The sequence below is a fragment of the Sorangium sp. So ce124 genome (assembly GCF_051525235.1).
GTDB lineage: Bacteria > Myxococcota_A > Polyangia > Polyangiales > Polyangiaceae > Sorangium > Sorangium atrum.
The window spans coordinates 3,841,391-3,859,336 of the sequence record NZ_CP150312.1; the positions used below are offsets into that span (position 1 = coordinate 3,841,391).

At 73.6% G+C, this 17,946-nt stretch carries 12 protein-coding genes; 10 read left to right on the forward strand and 2 right to left on the reverse strand.

What is annotated here, in order from left to right:
• Window positions 1-63 precede the first annotated feature (63 nt).
• Genes xseA through WMF19_RS14610 form a run of 3 tightly spaced genes read left to right on the forward strand, consistent with a single transcriptional unit; the run spans window position 64 to window position 4,947 of the window.
• Entirely contained in the window at window positions 64-1,788 is a 1,725-nt protein-coding gene (gene xseA / locus WMF19_RS14600; RefSeq protein ID WP_437899672.1) for an exodeoxyribonuclease VII large subunit, read from the forward strand.
• Window positions 1,775-2,761: a shikimate dehydrogenase family protein gene (locus WMF19_RS14605; protein WP_437899673.1), complete on the forward strand. Its 987-nt coding sequence runs from the start codon at window positions 1,775-1,777 to the stop codon at window positions 2,759-2,761. Before xseA ends, WMF19_RS14605 begins: the two co-directional genes overlap by 14 nt.
• A complete protein-coding gene (locus WMF19_RS14610) occupies window positions 2,758-4,947 on the forward strand; it encodes an amylo-alpha-1,6-glucosidase (protein WP_437899674.1) in 2,190 nt (729 codons plus the stop codon). Before WMF19_RS14605 ends, WMF19_RS14610 begins: the two co-directional genes overlap by 4 nt.
• A gap of 28 nt (window positions 4,948-4,975) precedes the next feature.
• Here WMF19_RS14610 and WMF19_RS14615 read toward each other — a convergent pair whose 3' ends face one another.
• Together WMF19_RS14615 and WMF19_RS14620 are read right to left on the reverse strand one after the other, a co-directional pair.
• The gene (locus WMF19_RS14615) at window positions 4,976-5,899 is read right to left on the reverse strand and encodes a DUF4123 domain-containing protein (RefSeq protein WP_437899675.1); all 924 of its coding nucleotides are present in this window, start codon (window positions 5,897-5,899) and stop codon (window positions 4,976-4,978) included.
• A gap of 225 nt (window positions 5,900-6,124) precedes the next feature.
• Window positions 6,125-7,732, reverse strand: a complete 1,608-nt coding sequence (locus WMF19_RS14620) for an oligosaccharide flippase family protein (RefSeq protein ID WP_437899676.1) — start codon at window positions 7,730-7,732, stop codon at window positions 6,125-6,127.
• A gap of 86 nt (window positions 7,733-7,818) precedes the next feature.
• Here WMF19_RS14620 and WMF19_RS14625 point away from each other — a divergent pair, with 86 nt between their 5' ends.
• The 7 genes from WMF19_RS14625 (at window position 7,819) to WMF19_RS14655 (ending at window position 17,902) form a co-directional block, all read left to right on the forward strand.
• Window positions 7,819-9,120, forward strand: a complete 1,302-nt coding sequence (locus WMF19_RS14625) for a glycosyltransferase (RefSeq protein ID WP_437899677.1) — start codon at window positions 7,819-7,821, stop codon at window positions 9,118-9,120.
• Window positions 9,121-9,283: 163 nt separating this feature from the next.
• A complete protein-coding gene (locus WMF19_RS14630) occupies window positions 9,284-10,234 on the forward strand; it encodes a glycosyltransferase family 2 protein (RefSeq protein ID WP_437899678.1) in 951 nt (316 codons plus the stop codon).
• A gap of 42 nt (window positions 10,235-10,276) precedes the next feature.
• Window positions 10,277-11,002, forward strand: coding sequence for a class I SAM-dependent methyltransferase (locus tag WMF19_RS14635; RefSeq protein ID WP_437899680.1), 726 nt, complete (start codon window positions 10,277-10,279; stop codon window positions 11,000-11,002).
• A 288-nt stretch (window positions 11,003-11,290) separates the two neighbouring features.
• Entirely contained in the window at window positions 11,291-14,128 is a 2,838-nt protein-coding gene (locus tag WMF19_RS14640; protein ID WP_437899681.1) for a cation-translocating P-type ATPase, read from the forward strand.
• Window positions 14,129-14,293: 165 nt separating this feature from the next.
• Complete coding sequence (gene wecB / locus WMF19_RS14645; RefSeq protein ID WP_272103344.1) at window positions 14,294-15,412, forward strand: non-hydrolyzing UDP-N-acetylglucosamine 2-epimerase; 1,119 nt, start codon at window positions 14,294-14,296, stop codon at window positions 15,410-15,412.
• 313 nt (window positions 15,413-15,725) lie between these two features.
• Entirely contained in the window at window positions 15,726-16,322 is a 597-nt protein-coding gene (locus WMF19_RS14650; protein ID WP_437899682.1) for a pilin, read from the forward strand.
• Window positions 16,323-16,333: 11 nt separating this feature from the next.
• Window positions 16,334-17,902 carry a pentapeptide repeat-containing protein gene (locus WMF19_RS14655; protein WP_437899683.1) on the forward strand — a complete coding sequence of 523 codons (1,569 nt, stop codon included), beginning with the start codon at window positions 16,334-16,336 and terminating at the stop codon, window positions 17,900-17,902.
• Window positions 17,903-17,946 lie beyond the last annotated feature (44 nt).

Genomic DNA, 17,946 nt, shown 5'->3' on the forward strand with positions numbered 1-17,946 from the left:
CTGACGCGGGATCAGGCCCGCGAGAGTCTTTCCACAGGCCGAGCAAAAGGGTACGTCTGCCCTGTGCAGCGCCGCGATATCCCGCCCGAGCTCTCGTTCGCGGCCCTTCCCGTCGCCGAGCCTCGCGAGCTCACGAGCCCGCCGCCCTCGCGCCGCCAGCGGGGCGCCGAGCCGGAGGTGGTCTCGGTCGCGGAGCTGGATCGCCGGCTGAAGCGGATCCTCGAGGGATCGACCGCGGACGTGCGCGTCGAGGGCGAGATCTCGGGCCTGCGCGTCGTGGGCAGCGGCCACGCCTACTTCACGCTCAAGGACGAGAGCGAAGAGGCGGCCATCGACTGCGTGATGTACAGGACCGCGGCGCCGCGCGCGCGGAAGCTGCTCGCCGATGGAGCGCGCGTCGTGCTCACGGGCCGCGCCACCGTCTACGTGCCTCGGGGCCGGCTCCAGTTCTCCGCGGACGACGCGCGCCTCGCCGGCCGCGGCGCGCTCCTCGAGGCGCTCGCCCGCCTCAAGGAGAAGCTCGCCGCCGAAGGGCTCTTCGCGCCGGAGCGCAAGCGCAAGCTGCCCGTCGATCCGCAGATCATCGGCGTCGTCACGAGCGGCGACGGCGCGGCGATCCACGACATCGTGACCGTCGCGTTCCGCCGCGGCGGGGCCCGGCTGATCCTCGCGCGCACGCCGGTCCAGGGCGCCGGCGCAGGGCAGCGGATCGTGCGCGCGATCTCGCTGCTCGAGGAGTTCCCGGGCATCGAGGTGATCATCGTGGGGCGCGGGGGCGGCTCGGCCGACGACCTCAGCGCGTTCAACGAGGAGATCGTCGTCCGGAAGGTCGCGGCCGCGCGGGTGCCGATCGTGAGCGCCGTCGGGCACGAGATCGACGTCGCGCTGACCGACCTCGCCGCCGACGCGCGCGCCGCCACGCCCTCGCAGGCTGCAGAGATGCTCGTCGCGGACGCTGCCGCGCGGCGCGCGGCGCTGGAGCACCTCGAGGCCCGCATGCGCCGCGCGATCGCGCACCGGATCCGGGGCGCTCGGGCCGATCTCGACCGGCAGCGCGCCCGGCTCGGCTCGCCCGCGCAGATCCTGGCGGAGCCCCAGCAGCGCATCGACGACGCCATGGCGAGGCTCCGGCGCCGCATGGAGCGCATCCTCGTCGAGGACCGCGCCGCGCTCCAGCGCCTCGAGCGGAGGCTCGCCGCGCGCCACCCGCGCGCGGTGCTCGCGGGCGCCCGCGGGGCGCTCCGGCCGCTGTCGGTGCGCCTCGCCGCCGCCGCGCACCGCCACGTCGCCCTCCTGCGGGAGGGCTTCGCGGGCGACGTGGCCCGGCTCGAGGCGATGTCGCCGCTCCGCGTGCTCGCGCGCGGCTACGCCATCGCGACGGACGCGTCGGGGCGCGCGGTCCGCGATCACCGCGAGGTCGCGCCGGGCGATCCGATCGCGGTGCGCGTGCACCACGGCGCGCTGCTCGTGCGGGTCGTCGTCACCGCGGGTCCGGACGAGCCGCTCGTCGACGGCCACGAGCCCGCGCCGGCAGCGGCGGCCGCGTCGGCCGCGGCGGCGCCCGCGCCGCCTGCGCGCCAGGGCGGCGGCCCGCGCGCCGCGTCCGGCCGCGCGCCGAGGCGCAAGAGGGCGCAGCCCGGCGCGCCCGCGTGCGAGCAGCTCGGGCTCGGCTTCGCGGCCGAGGAGCGCGCCCCGACCCTCGGTCGCACGGGCGCCGCCGGCCAGGTCTCGGTGGGGCAGGGCGGCGCGGAGGCCGGCCCTGAGGAGAGGCACCATGTCGAACGCTGAGCGGCGAATGTTCGGTCTTGTCGGGCACCCGGTGGGCCACTCGGTCTCGCCGGCGATGCACTCGGCCGCGTTTCGGGCGCACCACCTGCCGCACATCTACAGCGCCTTCGACGTGCCCACCGGCCCGGAGCTCGCGCGCTTCGTCAGCGACATCCGGAGCGGCCTCATCGCCGGCGCGAACGTCACGATCCCGCACAAGCGCGCGATCATGTCGATGGTCGACGACGTGGACGCGAGCGCGGCCGACGTCGGCGCCGCGAACGTCCTCTGCGCGACGGAGGCGCGGCGCGTGACGGCGTACAACACCGACGTGGCCGCGCTCCGCGACGAGCTCGCGCTGCTCCTGGGATCCGGCCCGCCCCGCGGGGACGATCCGGAGGGGCCGTACGGCGCGCGCTCGAGCCCGCGCCAGCGCGCGGTGATCATCGGCGCGGGCGGCGCGGCGTTCGCGGCGATCGCCGCGTGCAAGATGCTCGGCTATCACCTCATCAGCGTGACCACCCGCTCGTGGACCAGCACCGAGGCGATGCTCGAGTCGCCCGCGGGGCAGCGCGCGTCCGAGCTCGGCGCGCTCACCGCGCCCTGGCCGATCCCGACCGACAGGTCGATCAGCAGCAAGTCCTCCGTGGCGCTGCGGCTCAACTGGAGCGAGTTCACCGTCGCCGCCGACCTGATCATCCAGGCCACGAGCGCCGGCATGCTCGGGGGGCCGCCCGGGGAGGAGGTCACGAGCATCATCCCGTGGGACGCGCTCTCGCCGAGCGTGTGCCTCTACGACCTCGTCTACAACCCCCCGGTGACGCCCTTCCTCCGGATGGCGCGCGAGAGAGGGCTCCGCGCCGAAGGCGGGCTCGGGATGCTGGTCGGGCAGGCAGCGCAGTCCTTCACGCTCTGGACCGGTCTCCCGGCGCCGGTCGAGGTGATGCGCGCCGCCGCCGAGGATTCGCTCAGGAAGGCAACCGGCGGTCGATGAGCTCGGACGGATCCCGGCGGCACTCTCCGACCCACGACGCGCTGTCGTCCACGCCCGCGGCGCCCCGCGGCCAGGGCGCCGCGCTGGAGCACGCCTCGCCGTGGCCGCACGTCGAGGTGCGGGGCCAGTTCTCGATCGCGCGCAAGGAGTGGCTGCACACGAACGGCGCGGGGGCCTACGCGAGCTCGACGATCGCCGGCATGCACACCCGCCGCTACCACGGCCTGCTCGTCGCGGCCCTCGACCCTCCGCGGCGCCGGCACGTCATGCTCTCGCACGTCGACGCCTGCGTCCGCCCGGTCCGGCAGCAGGGCGCGCCGTCCGAGCGCCGCGCCTCGTGGCCGCGCTGGGATCTCGCCAAGCACCAGTTCCCGGGCATCGATCCGGAGAGCAGCTCGTTCTACCTCGAGCGCTTCGATCAGGATCCGCTCCCGCGCTGGGCGTACGCCGTCCCGGGCGGCGAGCTCGAGGTGACGCTCGGCCTCGTGCGCGGCGAGAACGCCGCCGTCCTCCGCTATGCCTGGAGCGGGGCGGATCCGGTGATGCTGACGCTGCGCCCGCTCCTCGCCGCCCGCCACATTCACCAGCTGCTCCGCGAGAACGGCGGGATCTCCCAGAAGGTCGAGCTGCGCGCAGGGGCGGCGCGCGGCGAGCCCGGCTCGGGTCGGGACCGCCCCGTGATGGGCGAGGTCCGGGTGCAGCCGAACCGCGCGCTGCCGAGGATCTGCTTCCGTTACCAGGGCACGTTCGTCGGCTCGCAGGACTGGTGGCGACGCTTCGAGTACCTCGGCGAGCAGGATCGGGGCCTCGACTTCCTCGAGGATCTCTGGACGCCGGGCCATTTCGAGACGGTGATCGGCACCGAGCCCGTTCACCTGCTCGTGGCGGTGGGCGCGCTGCCCGAGGACGAGCCGGAGAACCTCCTCGCGGCGGCGAGCGCGGCGATCCGCGCCGAGGACCCGGGGCCCCGGCGCCCGCTCCTGGAGCGGAAGCTCTCCATCGCGGCCGAGGCGTTCCGCGCCGACGCGGCCGCGCGGCCCGGCGTCATCGCGGGCTACCCCTGGTTCGAGGTGTGGGGCCGCGACGCGCTGATCTCCCTGCCCGGCCTCTACCTCGTGCCGCGCAAGACCGAGGCCGCGATCCGCGTCCTCCGCTCGATGATCGACGCCATGCAGGACGGCCTCGTGCCGAACCGGCTCCCCGACGCGGGCGAGCCCGCGGACTTCCACGCGGCCGACGCGACCCTCTGGCTGTTCGAGGCGGCTCGCCTGCTCGCGGACGCTGTCGGCGACGCGCACCCGTTCGTGACGGGCGAGCTGCTCGGCGCGCTCCGCGACGCCTTCGAGGCCGCCCTGCGCGGGACCCGGAACGGGATCCACGTCACGGCCGACGGCCTCTTCGCCGCCGGGCGCCTCGGCGATGGCGCCGTCGACGGGCTCACGTGGATGGACGCGCGCGTCGCGGGCCGCGCTGTGACCCCGCGCGCCGGTTGCCCGGTCGAGCTCACGGCGCTGTGGGCGAAGGGCTCGGAGACGCTCGCGCGCCTCGCGCGGGCCGCCGGCGACGATCGGCTCGCGGGGCGGGCGGAGGCGGCCGCGCGCGCGGCGCGCCAGGGCTTCGCCGCCCGCTTCTGGTGCGAGGAGACCGGCTACCCGTACGACGTCATCTCGGAGCGCGCGGAGGGGGAGGGCGCGTTCCGCGACGCGTCGATCCGCCCCAACGCGCTGATCGCCGTCGCCGTGGATCCCGCCTGCTTCACGCCGGAGCGGGCCGCGTCGCTGCTCGACCGGGTCCGCCTGGAGCTCGTGACCCCCGCCGGCGTGCGCACGCTCTCGCCGGCCGATCCGGCCTACGCCCCCCGGTACCAGGGAGGCCCCGAGGCGCGCGACACCGCCTACCACCAGGGCACGGCCTGGCCGTTCCTGCTCGGGTTCTACGCGCGCGCCGCCCGGCGCTTCTCCACGCTCGGCGAGCACGTGATCCCGCTGCTGCATCGGCTCGCGGCCTCCGCGGCCGCGAACGAGATCGCGCTCGGCCAGGTGCCCGAGATCGCCTCCGGCGAGCCGCCGCACCACCCCGGTGGCAGCTTCGCGCAGGCCTTCAGCGTGGCGGAGCTCCTGCGCCTCATCGCCTGGGACCTGCCCGCCCTGGACCCTGGCAGCGCCGCGGGCGCGCCGCCGCGCTGATCCACGCCGGCCCGCGGGGCGCGCGCGTTCAGCCTTCGCGTTCCAGCGCCGACTCCTCGCGCACCGCCTTGCCGCCCCGGGCGGTGAAGCGGAGCAGCTTCCCGGGATCCTCGGCCTCCATGGCGAAGGCCTCGACCTCCTCGAACAGCGCCTCGAGCTTTCGAGGACCGCACGTGGGCAGGAAGCCGCGGAGCACGCGTGGGTCGTAGAACCGGAAATACTGCTGCTTGCCTGTCCCGCTCTCGACCAGGAGAAAGCGGCGGAGGTGCTTCCGCACGTCGCCGAACGGGCGGTCGCTCGTCAGAAAGACGCCCCAGCAGTCGCCCCAGCCTCCGTCGACCAGCGCGTCGAGCAGCCTGGACCCGTGCGGCAGGTGCACGAGCGTGGGGCCGACGTCCGCGAGGATCTCGCCCTGGAAGCCGGTGTAGAGCGAGGCGGTCTGCTCGCCCGCCTCGCCGAGCAGCAGCCGGATGCGCGGGTCGCGGGCGGCGTCGAGCACCGCGAAGAGGGGCGAGCGCTCCTGCCGGAGCCGCGCCCGCGCCGACGCGGCGAACGGCGCTCCCGTCGCGAGCGCCGCGGTCCTCCGCGCGCGGCGCGAGGGCGGCGCGGGCTCGGTCGGCGCGTAGCGGCGGCTCACCTCGCGGCGCGCCACCGCGAACAGCGTCCCCCCCGCGCGGATCTCGTCGCCGTCCCGGAGCGACACCTCGCGCGCCCGCTCTCGGTTGACGTGCGTCCCGTTGCGGCTCCCCAGGTCGCGGAGGAGGTAGCTGCCGTCGATCTGCTCCACCGAGAAATGCAGCGCAGAGAGCTCTCCGTCGCTCGCGATCGAGAGATCCGACTCGGGAGCGCGGCCGACGAGCAGCGGACGGTCGCCTGGGATACGCGCCGTCTGCCCGGCCAGGGGGCCCGAGATGACCCGGAGGACGAGCCCTGCTTCCTGGTCTTCGCTCATGGTCGTCTCCATCGCACAAGGCGCCGATGAGGCCGGCAAGTAAGCCTAGAACACCGATCGGCGGGAAATCCACCCGAAGGCGGGCGCCACGCGGGAGACGACGGGACGACTGTCAATCTTTCCCGCCTTCCGGGCGAGGGCCCTTTGAAGCAGTCTGCGCCGATTCCGCGCCGGCAGCCCTGGTTCGCCGCCCGAGACAGCGAGGGGGCGACGCGCGCGGACGCGTCAGCCGTGGCGACTGCGCAGCGGCTCCAGGCGCAGCCAGCGCGCCACGAACGCCCGGTCCTCGGGAGCGAGCACGCCGGTGACCCGCGCGGCCACGAGGTAGAGGCCCGCGTAGAGCGGGGCGCAGAGCGCGAGGCAGAGCGCGGGGCGCCTGTCGGTCGCGCCCGTGAGCAGGAACGCGGCGAGCGGCGCCGCGGCCACGATCGCGGTGGCCGCGACGCGCCCGTAATGGCCCCACGGGAAGACGCCGCGGAGGCCGACGCCGGAGAAGCGCGCGATGCACGCCACCGTCGAGGCGATCACGAGCACCTGGGTCAGCACGGCCGAGAGCGGCGCGCCGACCATGCCGATCGTCGGCAGGAGGGCCAGGTTCGCCGCGGCGTTGAACACCATCGAGATCACCTGGATCCGCAGGATCATCGACGTCTTCCCGAACGCCATCAGCATGATCGCGTACGCCGTCACGCGCAGCGGCAGGAGCGCGGAGTAGATGCGAAACGGGACGGCGGCGCCGGCGTAGGCGTCGCCGTAGACGGCGCGCATGAGCGGCTCGGCGAAGAGGAGGAGGAACACCGCGATCGGGAGCATGATCAGCGTCGTCTTGCGGACGCCCGAGTGCCACAGGTCGATCGCCGCCCGCGCGCCCTGCGCCGGCGTCGGCCCGCTCTCGACGCGGGCGACGAGGTCGGGGAGCATCGTCGAGGCGACGGAGTAGGCGAGGACGCCGACGAGCGGGAGCTCCTGCGAGCCGACGGAGAACTCGGCGTAGAGGCCCGCGCTGAAGAAGAGGCCGATGACGAACTTGTCGAGCTTCTGGTTGAAGAGGCCGGCGAAGCGCGTGACCGAGAGCGGGAGCGCGTAGGCCAGCTGCGCCCTGACGCCGCCAGGGAACGGGGCCGGGGCGACGTCCTGGAACAGCCGCGCGTAGAGCCGGTACGAAAGCCAGAGCCGGAGGGCCTGCGCCGCGCACTGCGCCGCCACGATCCAGGCGATCGAGCACCCGAGCGCCGCGGGGACGATCGCGCCCGCGGCGTTCGAGAGCGTGACGATCAGCGCGACCCCCGCCGACTTGCGGTGGTTGTTCGTGGCGATGAAGAGCGGGCCGAACACGCTCGCCGGGTAGGCGATCACGCTCATGAGGCCGATGAGCAGGAGGAGCCGCGTGACGCCCTCGCGGCCATCGAGGAAGACGCTGGGGACCAGCGCGAACACCGAGAAGGCCAGCGCGGAGAGCGCCCCGAGGCCGACCAGGAGCAGCATGCTCTGCCGCACCAGCCCACGGAGCTCGGCGCGGGTCACCTTGGGCGCGAAATAGAGGAACGACTCCGGGAGGTAGAGCAGCGCGAAATCGCGCCCCGTCACGAACAGCATCGTCGCGAACGCGAGCACGCCGTACTCGGCCTTGCCGAGCAGCCGCACCACGACGATGCCCTGCACGAGGACGATCAGCGTGTTGACGACCTGCCCTCCGACGATCATCCCGATCCGGTCGGCCAGCGATGTGCTCTGCGCCTCGCCGGGGCGCGGCGCTTCCTTGGCAGCCGGCGCGACCTCCGGGGCCCGCGTGGGCGCGCTCGGCTCGACCGGGGCGGGCTGCTCGTCCTGCATGGCGGCTCGGTAGCACATGCGCGGGGAGGAGCGGCCTCCCGAGGCGAGCGCGCGGCGCCTGGGTCGGCCGTGATATAGGCGCGCCCATGAGGCGCGCGCTCCTCGTGAGCTACTACTTTCCACCGCGGTTCAGCGTCGGCGGTAAGCGCGCGTACCGATTCGCGAAATTTCTACCCGAGCATGGCTGGGCCGCGACGGTGCTCACCGCGAGGCCGCCTCCAGGAGAGCGGCTGGATCCGTCGTTCGCGGAGGGCTCGCTGCCCGCGGGCGACGTGCGCCGCGACTACCTCTCCGAGGCCGAGCTTGCGCGCATGCCGCGCCGGGCGCTCGGCTCGGACGGCACCCTCGAGGCGCCGACCGAGGCCGCACCGCCGATCGCGCGCCGCAGAGGCCTCGCGCGCCTCGCCGCCGAGGTCCGCTACGTCCCGGTGATCGGACCGAACACGGGGCGCGTCCCGGCCCTGGCGGTCCGCGTCGCGCGCCTCGCCCGCGAGGTCGGCGCCGAGGTGATCTTCGCGAGCGGGGCGCCGTGGGAGGCCGTGCTCGCGGGCGTGCTGGCCGGCAGGGCCATCGGCCGGCCCGTCGTCGTCGACTTCCGCGATCCGTGGTCGTTCGGCCCGGTGATGGCGACGCGGCCCGCGTGGAGCCGCGCGGCCGCGGCGCTCGTCGAGCGGGCCGTGGTGGGCGCCGCCGCGGCCTTCACGGTGACGTCCGAGATGACCCGCGACGCCTACGCCGAGCGGGGGATCGCGCGCCGCGTGGAGTGCATCCGGACGGGCTTCGACCCGGACGCGGCGGTCGCCCCGCGGCGCGGCGAGGCCATGACGCTCGTGCACTTCGGCAACTGCTACAGCGAGCGCACGCTCGCGCCGTTCGTCCGGGCGCTGGCGGCCGTGGCGCGCAGGAGGTCGCTCGGCCCGGGCGCGATCCGGCTGCTCAACCTGGGGCGCGTCGCGAAGAGCGACCTCCGCCTCGCCGAGGAGCTCGGGGTGTCGCGGCTCTTCGAGCACCGCACGGTGCTGCCGTACGCCGAGGGGCTCGGCATCGTCGCGGGCGCCGACCTGGCGCTGCTCACCGGCTTCGGCGACGAGCCCCACCTCTTGCCAGGCAAGCTCTATGACTACCTCCTCGCGCGCGCGCCCATCCTCGCGGTCTCGCCGTCCCCCGAGGTCGCGCGCATCCTCGACGCGACCCGCCTCGGCTGGACGCACGCGGCCGGCGACGCCGCGGCGATCGAGCGCCGCATCGAGGACGCGCTCGACGCGCGCGCGGCCGGCCGGCCGCTCGTCGAGCCCGATCACGCGGCGCTCTCCGCGCTGAGCGCGCGCGCCAGCGCGGGGGTGCTGGCGCGCCTCTTCGAGCGTGTCGCGGCGAGCCGCAGGGGCTGAAGCCGCGCTCTCCGCGCTGAGCGCGCGCGCCTGAAGCCGCGCTCTCCGCGCTGAGCGCGCGCGCCTGAAGCCGCGCCCGGGGCGCGCGCCGACGCCGCTCCCCGGGCGGCGCCCGCGCGACATCCTTGCCTGCGCGGCGGCCCCCGTGGCATGCGAGCCCGCGATGCCTGACCGTCTTCTCCAGGATCGAGCGGGGCTCCCCGACGCCGAGCGCGCCCATCAGGAGGCGTGGCGCGCGAAGTACGCGCCCGAGGTGAAGGAGCTCATCGTGCGGCGCGAGGTCCCGTCGCCGAAGCTCACGCTGATCGTCATCTCCTACAAGGCGAAGGACTACCTGATCGAGTGCCTCCAGCACGCGCGCGGCCAGACGGCCGCGCTCGACGTGCCGTTCGAGATCCTGCTCGCGGACAGCGGCGGCATCGAGCACCTGCGGCCGCGATCGGCCCCGCTCGTCGACGTCGAGCTGCGCCTCACCGACGGCATTCCGCTGAACGCCGCGCGCAACGCCGCCATCGCCTGGGCGCGGGGCGAGTACGTCGCGTTCATCGACGACGACGGGCTGATCGCGCCGACGTTCGTCGAGGTCGTCTGCCGCGTCTTCCAGGACCCCCGCATCGCGGCGATGCGCGGCCGGATCATCCCCAAGGAGCACCCCTATTTCTGCACGCTCGCGGGGCACTACGACCGCGGCGACGACGTCGTCGACGACGTCCTCGCGACCGAGGGGCACATGGCGATCCGGCGCGGCGTCTACCTCTCGACCGGGGGCTTTCCCGATCAGTTCTACGGCGCCGAGGGGGTCTACCTCGTCTACCGGATCGCGAAGGACTTCCCCGATCTGCGGGTCGTCTACGTGCCCGATCTCCTGATGCGGCACGACTACTTCGACAGCTGGGAGAACTTCATCTGGAAGACGCGCAAGTACCGGCGCATCCGGCGCGAGGTGGGCGGCATGGAGCCGGACCCCGAGTTCCTGCGCTACCTCGACGCGTACCTCGCGCGGCGGAAGCCGCACCGGCGGCTCACGGTGGAGCAAACGGTGGCGCTCGGGCTGCTCAAGGCGGTGCGCTGGGGGGTCCAGCGCCTGCCGGCGTGGGCCGTGGGGCAGCCTTGATGGAACAGGCAGGCGGCGCGCGCGGGGGAGGGAGGCGGACCGATGGCTGAAGAGGGCGGCTTCGAGCGGGATCTCGCGGCGATCAACCGGCACTACACCGAGCGCTTCCTGCCCGCGAACCCCTGGGCGAGCCTGCTCAACGCCCACCCGTACCTCGTCGCGCGGCAGCGGCAGCGCCGCCTGCGCGAGGCGCTCGTCGCGTGCGGCGTGCGCACGCCCGAGGCGCTGCGCGAGATGTCGGTGCTCGACGTGGGCTGCGGGTCGGGATCCAACCTGGCGTGGCTGGTCGAGCTCGGCGCGGATCCGACGCGCCTCACCGGCATCGATCTCGTCGCGCAGCGCACCGAGGTCGCGCGCTCTCGCTTCGCTGGCATCCGCTTCGTCGCGGGCGACTTCCTGACGGCCGACGTCGGGGGCCCGTTCGACGTGGTGATGATGTTCGCCGTCCTGTCGTCGGTGACCAACGCGGAGCTCAAGCGAGGCCTGATGGACAAGGCGCTCCGCCTGCTCCGGCCGGGCGGCATCTTCTTTTTTTACGACGTCGTGTCGCGGCGGCCCGTCCCCGGCACCGCCGACTACCAGCGCCTCACGTTCGCGGAGCTCGAGGGGTATTTCGCCCCCCGCGCGCTGCACGTCTTTCGCAGGGACATCCTCCGGCGCGACGTCGCCGACCGGCTCGTGCGGCGCTTCGGCGTGACCGTGGCCGAGCTCGTCCAGGCGACGCGGCTGCTCAACATCGACGGCACCTTCGCGTACGCGCGCGGTTAGGCCACCAGCAGGCCCCGCGAGCCCGCGCTCCTCGACGCGTCGCCGGACGCGCGGGGCGAGCGTTATGGGGCAAAATTCCCCGCCGGGGTGAAAAGGTCCCGCCGGCAGCCTGCCCGCGCAGGCACCCAGGGTGCTGAACAGCCCGGCTCCGCTCTGGCGCGGTCTGGCATGAGACGTGCCGAATGACGGGGGAAACCGCGCGCCAGCCACGTGAAGACCACGTGATGAGCAGCCACAGCCGGCCGGATCAGCGCGCACAGCGCGGCTGCCGCCGCAGGAGATGACTCCATGTCCCAACGCGTCCTCCCCCCATCGGCCGCGATCGCCTGGCACAGCCTGCCTGTCCCCGATGTGCTCTCCAGGATCGAGAGCGCCGAGGCCGGCCTCGCGGGCGACGAAGCCGCCCGGCGGCTCAAGGACGTCGGGCCCAACGTGATCCAGCGCGCGAAGGGCGACGGCCCGCTCAAGCTGCTCTTCCGTCAGATCAACGACCCGCTCATCTACGTGCTGCTCGCGTCGGCGGCCCTCGCGATGGCCATGGGCGAGGCGATCGACGGGTCGGTCGTGCTGGCGGTCGTGGTGCTCAACACGGCGATCGGCTTCGTCCAGGAGCTCCGCGCGGGCAAGGCGATCGAGGCGCTCGTCGACATGGTGCCCCAGACGGCCACGGTCGTGCGCGGCGGCCAGCGGAGCGTGATCCCCGCCGCCGACGTGGTCCCCGGCGACGTGGTGGTGCTCGACGCCGGCGACAAGGTCCCCGCCGACGCCCGGCTGCTCTCGGTGAAGAACCTCCACGTGGACGAGTCGGCGCTCACCGGGGAGTCGGTGCCATCGGACAAACACGTCGCAGCGGTCCCCGAGGACGCCGGCGTCGGCGACCGCAAGAACCTCGCCTTCGGCGGGACGCTCGTGACCAGCGGCGCGGCCACCGCGGTGGTCGTCGCCACGGGCGCCGCGACCGAGCTCGGCCGCATCTCCTCGATGCTCCACGAGGCGACCGAGATCGAGACGCCGCTCACGCGCTCGATGGCCAAGGTCGGCCGCGTGCTGACCATCGCGATCGTCGCCGTCGCGCTGCTCATCGTCGGGGTCGCGCTGCTCCGGGGCTACCCGCCGGTCGACGCGATGCTCGCGGGCATCTCGCTCGCGGTCGCCGCGATCCCGGAGGGGCTGCCCGCGATCATCACCATCTCGCTCGCCATCGGCGTGCAGCGCATGGCGCGGCGCCGCGCGGTGATCCGGAAGCTGCCCGCGGTCGAGACGCTGGGCAGCACGGGCGTCATCTGCTCGGACAAGACAGGAACGCTGACGCGGAACGAGATGACGGTCCGGGCCCTGTGGACGCCCGCCGCCGCGGCGCAAGGGGAGGCGGCGCTCGAGCAGGCCGGAGCGGCGCTCGAGGTGACCGGCGTCGGCTACGCGCCCGAAGGCGAGCTCCGACGCGACGGCGCGCCGGTCGGCGAGGTGCCCGAGGCGGTGCGCGCGCTGCTCCGCGCGGGGCTGCTCTGCAACGACGCCCGCATGACGCGCGAGGCGGACGCCTGCGGCATCGAGGGCGACCCGACCGAGGGCGCGCTCGTCGTCGCGGCCCAGAAGCTCGGCGTGGACGTCGAGGGGACGCGGCGGGAGCACCCCCGCGTCGATGTCGTCCCGTTCTCCTCGGAGCGGCAGCTCATGGCGACGCTCCACGAGGCCCCCGGCGGAGACCGGGTGATCTTCATGAAGGGGGCGCCCGAGGCGGTGCTCGGCCGCGCCGCGCTCGGTGAGGCGGGGCGGGCCCAGGTGATGGCGCAGGTCGAGCGGATGGCGGCGCAGGGCATGCGCGTGCTCGCCGTGGCCTCGCGGCCGGCGGGCCGCGACGCGGCCTCGCTCGACGAGGCGCACCTCCCGGAGGGGTTCGAGCTCCTCGGCCTGGAGGGGATGATCGACCCGCCGCGGCCCGAGGCGATCGACGCGATCAAGGCGTGCCACGCGGCAGGGATCACCGTGAAGATGATCACCGGCGACCACCTGGCGACCGCGCGGGCGATCGGCGGGCAGCTCGGGCTCGTGCCGGACGGGGCGCGCGCGATGAACGGCACGGAGCTGTCGCGGCTCTCGGAGGGCGAGCTGCGCGCGGCGGCGACGTCCACGCACGTGTTCGCGCGCGTCGCGCCGGAGCACAAGCTCCGCCTGGTGAAGGCGCTGCAGGCCGAGGGGAGGGTCGTCGCGATGACCGGCGACGGCGTGAACGACGCGCCGGCGCTCAAGCAGGCGGACATCGGCGTGGCCATGGGGATCACGGGCACCGCGGTGTCGAAGGAGTCCGCCGACGTCGTGCTGACGGACGACAACTTCGCGAGCATCCGGGCGGCGGTCGAGGAGGGGCGCCGCGTCTATGACAACCTGGTCAAGGCGCTCGCGTTCGTGCTGCCGACGAACCTGGGCGAGGCGCTGATCCTGCTCGTGGCGGTGATGAGCTTCCCGATCGTCGGGGGCGCGCCGCTCATGCCGATCACGGCCGTCCAGATCCTCTGGGTCAACCTGGTGGCCACGGTGGCGCTCTCCCTGCCGCTCGCGTTCGAGGCGATGGAGAAGGACGTGATGAGCCGCCCGCCCCGGGATCCGAGCGAGCCGATCCTGAGCCGGTTCGTGCTCGTGCGCACGGCGATCGTCGCGGTCCTCATGACGGCCGGGGCGATCGGGCTGTTCTTTTACGAGTACTTCATGGAGGTGCGCGGCGGCGTCGTCTCGGAGATCGCTTACCGCGAGGCCCAGACCGCGGCGGTCACGACGGTCGTGCTGTTCCAGATCTTCTACGTGCTCAACTGCCGGTCGCTGCGCGATTCGATGCTGAAGATCGGGCTGTTCTCGAATCCCTGGGTCTACGTCGGGATCGGCGCGCTGCTCGCCCTGCAGCTCTGCTTCGTCTATGCGCCGTTCATGCACACGCTGTTCGGCTCGGCGCCGCTCTCGCTCGACGCGTGGGTGAAGTCGACGCTGGTGGCGATGACGATCTTGCCGGTGATGAGCGCCGAGCGGTGGTGGCGCACACGCCGGGCGCGGCGCTCGGCGCAGCGCGAGCGCAGGTCCGACGCGTCCGACGTGGGCGGCGTGGCGGGCGCGATGGTGAACCGCGGCGCGTAGGTATCGTGGGTAGTGAGGATATCGAGCGCCGGCCGCGGCGGAGGCGAGGCGAGGCGAGGCGAGGGAACGCGGAGGCAGGAGAGCAGAATCGAGGATCGGCCTCGCCCGCGGCTCCGTCAAAACGCTGGTGCTGCGCCGGGTACCACGGCATCATCCTCGGTCGAGATGATCTACCTCGTCGCCGCGACGCGCCCGAACTTCATGAAGCTCGCCCCCATCTGCCGCGCCCTCAAGGCGCGCCGCCTACCGATGCGGCTGCTCCACACGGGGCAGCACTTCGACACGACGATGAGCGACGTGTTCTTCCGGGACCTCGGCCTGCCCACGCCGGATCACACGCTCAAGGCAGGCGGCGGCTCGCACGCCCAGCAGACCGCGGCGGTCCTCGTCGGCGCCGAGGCCGACATGATCGAGCACCGGCCCAAGGTGGTTGTCGTCGTCGGGGACGTCACCAGCACCCTCGCAGGCGCGCTCGCGGCGTCCAAGCTCGGCATTCCTGTCGTCCACGTGGAGTCCGGGCTGCGCTCGCGCGACTGGACGATGCCCGAGGAGATCAACCGCGTCCTCACCGACCAGCTCTCCGATCTCCTGCTCACCCCCTCTCACGACGCCCACCCCAACCTGCTCGCCGAGGGCATCGCGCCCGAGCGCATCCGGTTCGTGGGCAACGTGATGATCGACTCGGTCCACTACGCCCTCAAGCGCCAGACGGACGCGCTCTCGCGCTTCGGGCTCGAGCCGAAGAAGTACGCGATCGCGACGCTCCACCGCCCGGCCAACGTCGACAGCGCCGAGCGGCTCGCCGAGACGCTCGACGCGCTCGAGGCGATCGCGCAGCGCCTGCCGACGGTGTTCCCCGTCCACCCGCGCACCGTCGCCCGCGCCGAGTCGTTCGGGCTGTCGGCGCGCCTCCGCGAGACGAAGGGGCTCCGGATCATGGAGCCGCTCGGATACGACGATTTCGTGACCGTGATGGGCAATGCGCTGCTCGTCGCCACCGACTCCGGCGGCATCCAGGAAGAGACGACCGCGCTCGGGATCCCGTGCCTCACGATGCGTCAGGGCACCGAGCGGCCCATCACCGTGACGCAGGGCACGAACATCGTCGTCGGGCTCGACGCCGCGCTCATCGCGCGCGAGGTCGACGCCATCCTCGACGGCCGCGCCAAGCGAGGCTCCGTACCCGAAGGATGGGACGGCAAGACGGGCGAGCGCATCGCCGATGCGCTGGAAGCGTTCCTCGCGGGGGATCCGCCGCCCAAGACCGCTGGCCCGCGCGCCTGAGCTCACCGCCCGTCCGCGCTCGCCGCCGTGCCGGAGCGGCCGGTGTGGCGGGAGCGGCTGACGCGACTGACGCGACTGACGCGACTGACGCGACTGACGCGACGCCGAGCGCAGGATGCACCACGCGCGCTCACCGCGCGCCACATCGCTTCTTCCGTGGTCTACGTGGGAGTCGAGCCGCCCGCGCGACCACACTCCCCACAACCCCCGACCAAACAGCGTTCCATGGGCTCGAGCACTCTGGGTTGTGCTTGTTTATCGATGAACAGCCCCGGTATATAGTTGTATCGTGGCAAGAAATTTTCGACCTGGCGTGGAGTGGGCGGCTCGAGGGCGAGGTCAACGAGGTTTCTCGCTCGTCGAGGTGATGGTCGCGGGCGGGGTCGTGACGATCCTGGCCGCCTTGGCGACCCAGGGGGTGTCCAAGTACCTCGTGTTCGCCAAATCGGCCGAGGCCAAGCAGACGATCGGCGGCATCGCCAGGGCCGTCGTCGGTTCGGCCGAGCGCCTCCAGGCGATGTCGGGCACCACGGCGATCCAGCCGCTGTGCAGCGATGCGGTCACGGTGCCCAACGGGTTCTCTCGTGTCCAGGGGAAGAAGTATCAGCCCGACCCCAGCCCGGGTGTTGACTACAACACTGGCAGTCCGACCGTGGGCTGGAAGTGCCTTGGGTTCGCGATCACCCAGCCCCAGTCGTACCAGTATCGATATCGACTCGGCGGCTCTCCCATGCCCGTCTCCGTCAACCATTTTCCGGAGGACGTGCCGGAGGATCGCAGGTGGGCCGCCTATGCGCGAGGCGACCTCGACGGGGACAATACGCACGCGTGGTTCGCGCTGGACGGCTACATGAAGGACGGGCAGGTGGTGTTCGCCAGCACGATCGGCACCATCGACCCGGATGAGTAGGCGGCGCCGCCATGGACACCGCAGCTCTCCACACGCTCTTCGGTGCCCTGTCGTCGCGTCGCGGCGGCGATAGCACCGCGATCGAGCTCCCGGGCGCGGACCTCGCGGCCGCGCACCTGCGCTGCGCCGACCTCCAGGGCGCGAACCTCGCGGGCGCGCGCCTCGACGGGGCCAAGCTCACCGGCGCGAACCTCGGGGGGGCGCGGCTCGACGCCGCGTCGCTCGTCAACGCCGACCTCACCGGGGCCGACCTGCGCTGGGCCGATCTCTCGGGGGCGCTGCTCGGCGGGGCGCTGCTCGCGGCCGCGGACCTGCGCGGGGCCAAGCTCCCGCGCTCGTTCTCCTCGGCGGGCTCGCTCGTGGGCGCGCGCGTCGATCCGTCGGCGTGCGCGCGCTCCGGCTTCGACGAGGAGGCCATCCTGGCGCTGGCGAGCGCGGGCGCGTCGTTCGACGACATCGCGTCGTTCCCTTCGCCGCTGCGCGACGCCCTCGCGAGCGCCGACGCGGTCCCCGAGAGCGCGGAGCGGAGCCGTCTCCCCGCGGCGCCGGACTCGCGGCGGATGGAGGCGGCGCCGGACTCGCGGCGGATGGAGGCAGCGCCGGACTCGCGACGGATGGAGGCGGCGCCGGACTCGCGGCGGATGGAGGCGGCGCCGGACTCGCGGCGGATGGAGGCGGCGTGGTCATCGCAACGGATCTCGGCGCCACCCGAGTCGCAGCGGATACCCGAGTCGCAGCGGATGTCCATCGCGACCGACGGGCCTCGCCAGGGCGTGGCCGCCAGCGCCTCGCGCCGCGCTGCCGGTGAGCGCGAGGCTCCGCCGGTCCGCCGCCCCGGCCTGTCCGGTGGCCCTCGGAGGGCGCCAGACTCGCCCTTGCTCGCGCGGTCGACCGAGCTGCGCCTCGCGCTCGCCGGCGGCGCATTGCTCCTCGTCCTCGCGGCCGCCGTCGCTCTGGCGAAGATCCCTCCGCACGGCCTCCTCGCGGTAGCGCACGCCGGCAGCGTGCTGGGCGCGGCGCTCATGACGTTCGCGCTGCCTCTCTTCGGTACCGAGCGCGACGCCGCGCGCTCCCTGGGCGCCCGCCTCGTGCTCGCCGCGCTCGCCGCGACGCTCGTCTACGGCCTCGATCCGTCGCGCCTCGCGGTCTTCCGGCTGCGCGCCACGCTCGCCTCGGGCGACGCCGCGCAACGGTCCGCCGCCGTACGCCTCCTCGCGCGGAGCGGTCACCGCAGCTTCGAGGGGCTGGATCTGTCGGGGCTCGACCTCTCCCGGGCCGATCTCACCCAGACCAGCTTCCGGAACGCGCGCCTCGCGGGGGCGGACCTCTCGAACGCCGCGCTGATGGAGTCGACCTTCGGGAGCGCCGATCTGACCGCTGCCAACCTCCGAGGCGCCGACCTCACCGGGAGCGACACAGAACAGGCGATCGGCTGGGAGCTCGCGGCGTGCGATGCGGCGACGGAGCTGCCCGACGACAGCGCGTGCCTGCTGGGACACCCGGTGCGGGCAAGCCAGCCCTCGGGCGACGCCGCCGCGCGCTCCGCGCACGAGGGCGCCGCGCCGTCGGGGGCGCTGTAACGTCGGCGATCGACGGTCGCGGCCAGGATCGCCCTGGAGGTCGG

What these genes read in the sequence shown, in the direction of transcription:
- WMF19_RS14640 (WP_437899681.1), top strand. Translation starts at nt 11,291, where the DNA reads ATGTCCCAACGCGTCCTCCCCCCATCGGCCGCGATCGCCTGGCACAGC.
- WMF19_RS14655 (WP_437899683.1), top strand. Translation starts at nt 16,334, where the DNA reads ATGGACACCGCAGCTCTCCACACGCTCTTCGGTGCCCTGTCGTCGCGT.
- wecB (WP_272103344.1), top strand. Translation starts at nt 14,294, where the DNA reads ATGATCTACCTCGTCGCCGCGACGCGCCCGAACTTCATGAAGCTCGCC.
- WMF19_RS14610 (WP_437899674.1), top strand. Translation starts at nt 2,758, where the DNA reads ATGAGCTCGGACGGATCCCGGCGGCACTCTCCGACCCACGACGCGCTG.
- WMF19_RS14635 (WP_437899680.1), top strand. Translation starts at nt 10,277, where the DNA reads ATGGCTGAAGAGGGCGGCTTCGAGCGGGATCTCGCGGCGATCAACCGG.
- WMF19_RS14615 (WP_437899675.1), bottom strand. Translation starts at nt 5,899, where the DNA reads ATGAGCGAAGACCAGGAAGCAGGGCTCGTCCTCCGGGTCATCTCGGGC.
- WMF19_RS14625 (WP_437899677.1), top strand. Translation starts at nt 7,819, where the DNA reads ATGAGGCGCGCGCTCCTCGTGAGCTACTACTTTCCACCGCGGTTCAGC.
- WMF19_RS14620 (WP_437899676.1), bottom strand. Translation starts at nt 7,732, where the DNA reads ATGCAGGACGAGCAGCCCGCCCCGGTCGAGCCGAGCGCGCCCACGCGG.
- WMF19_RS14630 (WP_437899678.1), top strand. Translation starts at nt 9,284, where the DNA reads ATGCCTGACCGTCTTCTCCAGGATCGAGCGGGGCTCCCCGACGCCGAG.
- WMF19_RS14605 (WP_437899673.1), top strand. Translation starts at nt 1,775, where the DNA reads ATGTCGAACGCTGAGCGGCGAATGTTCGGTCTTGTCGGGCACCCGGTG.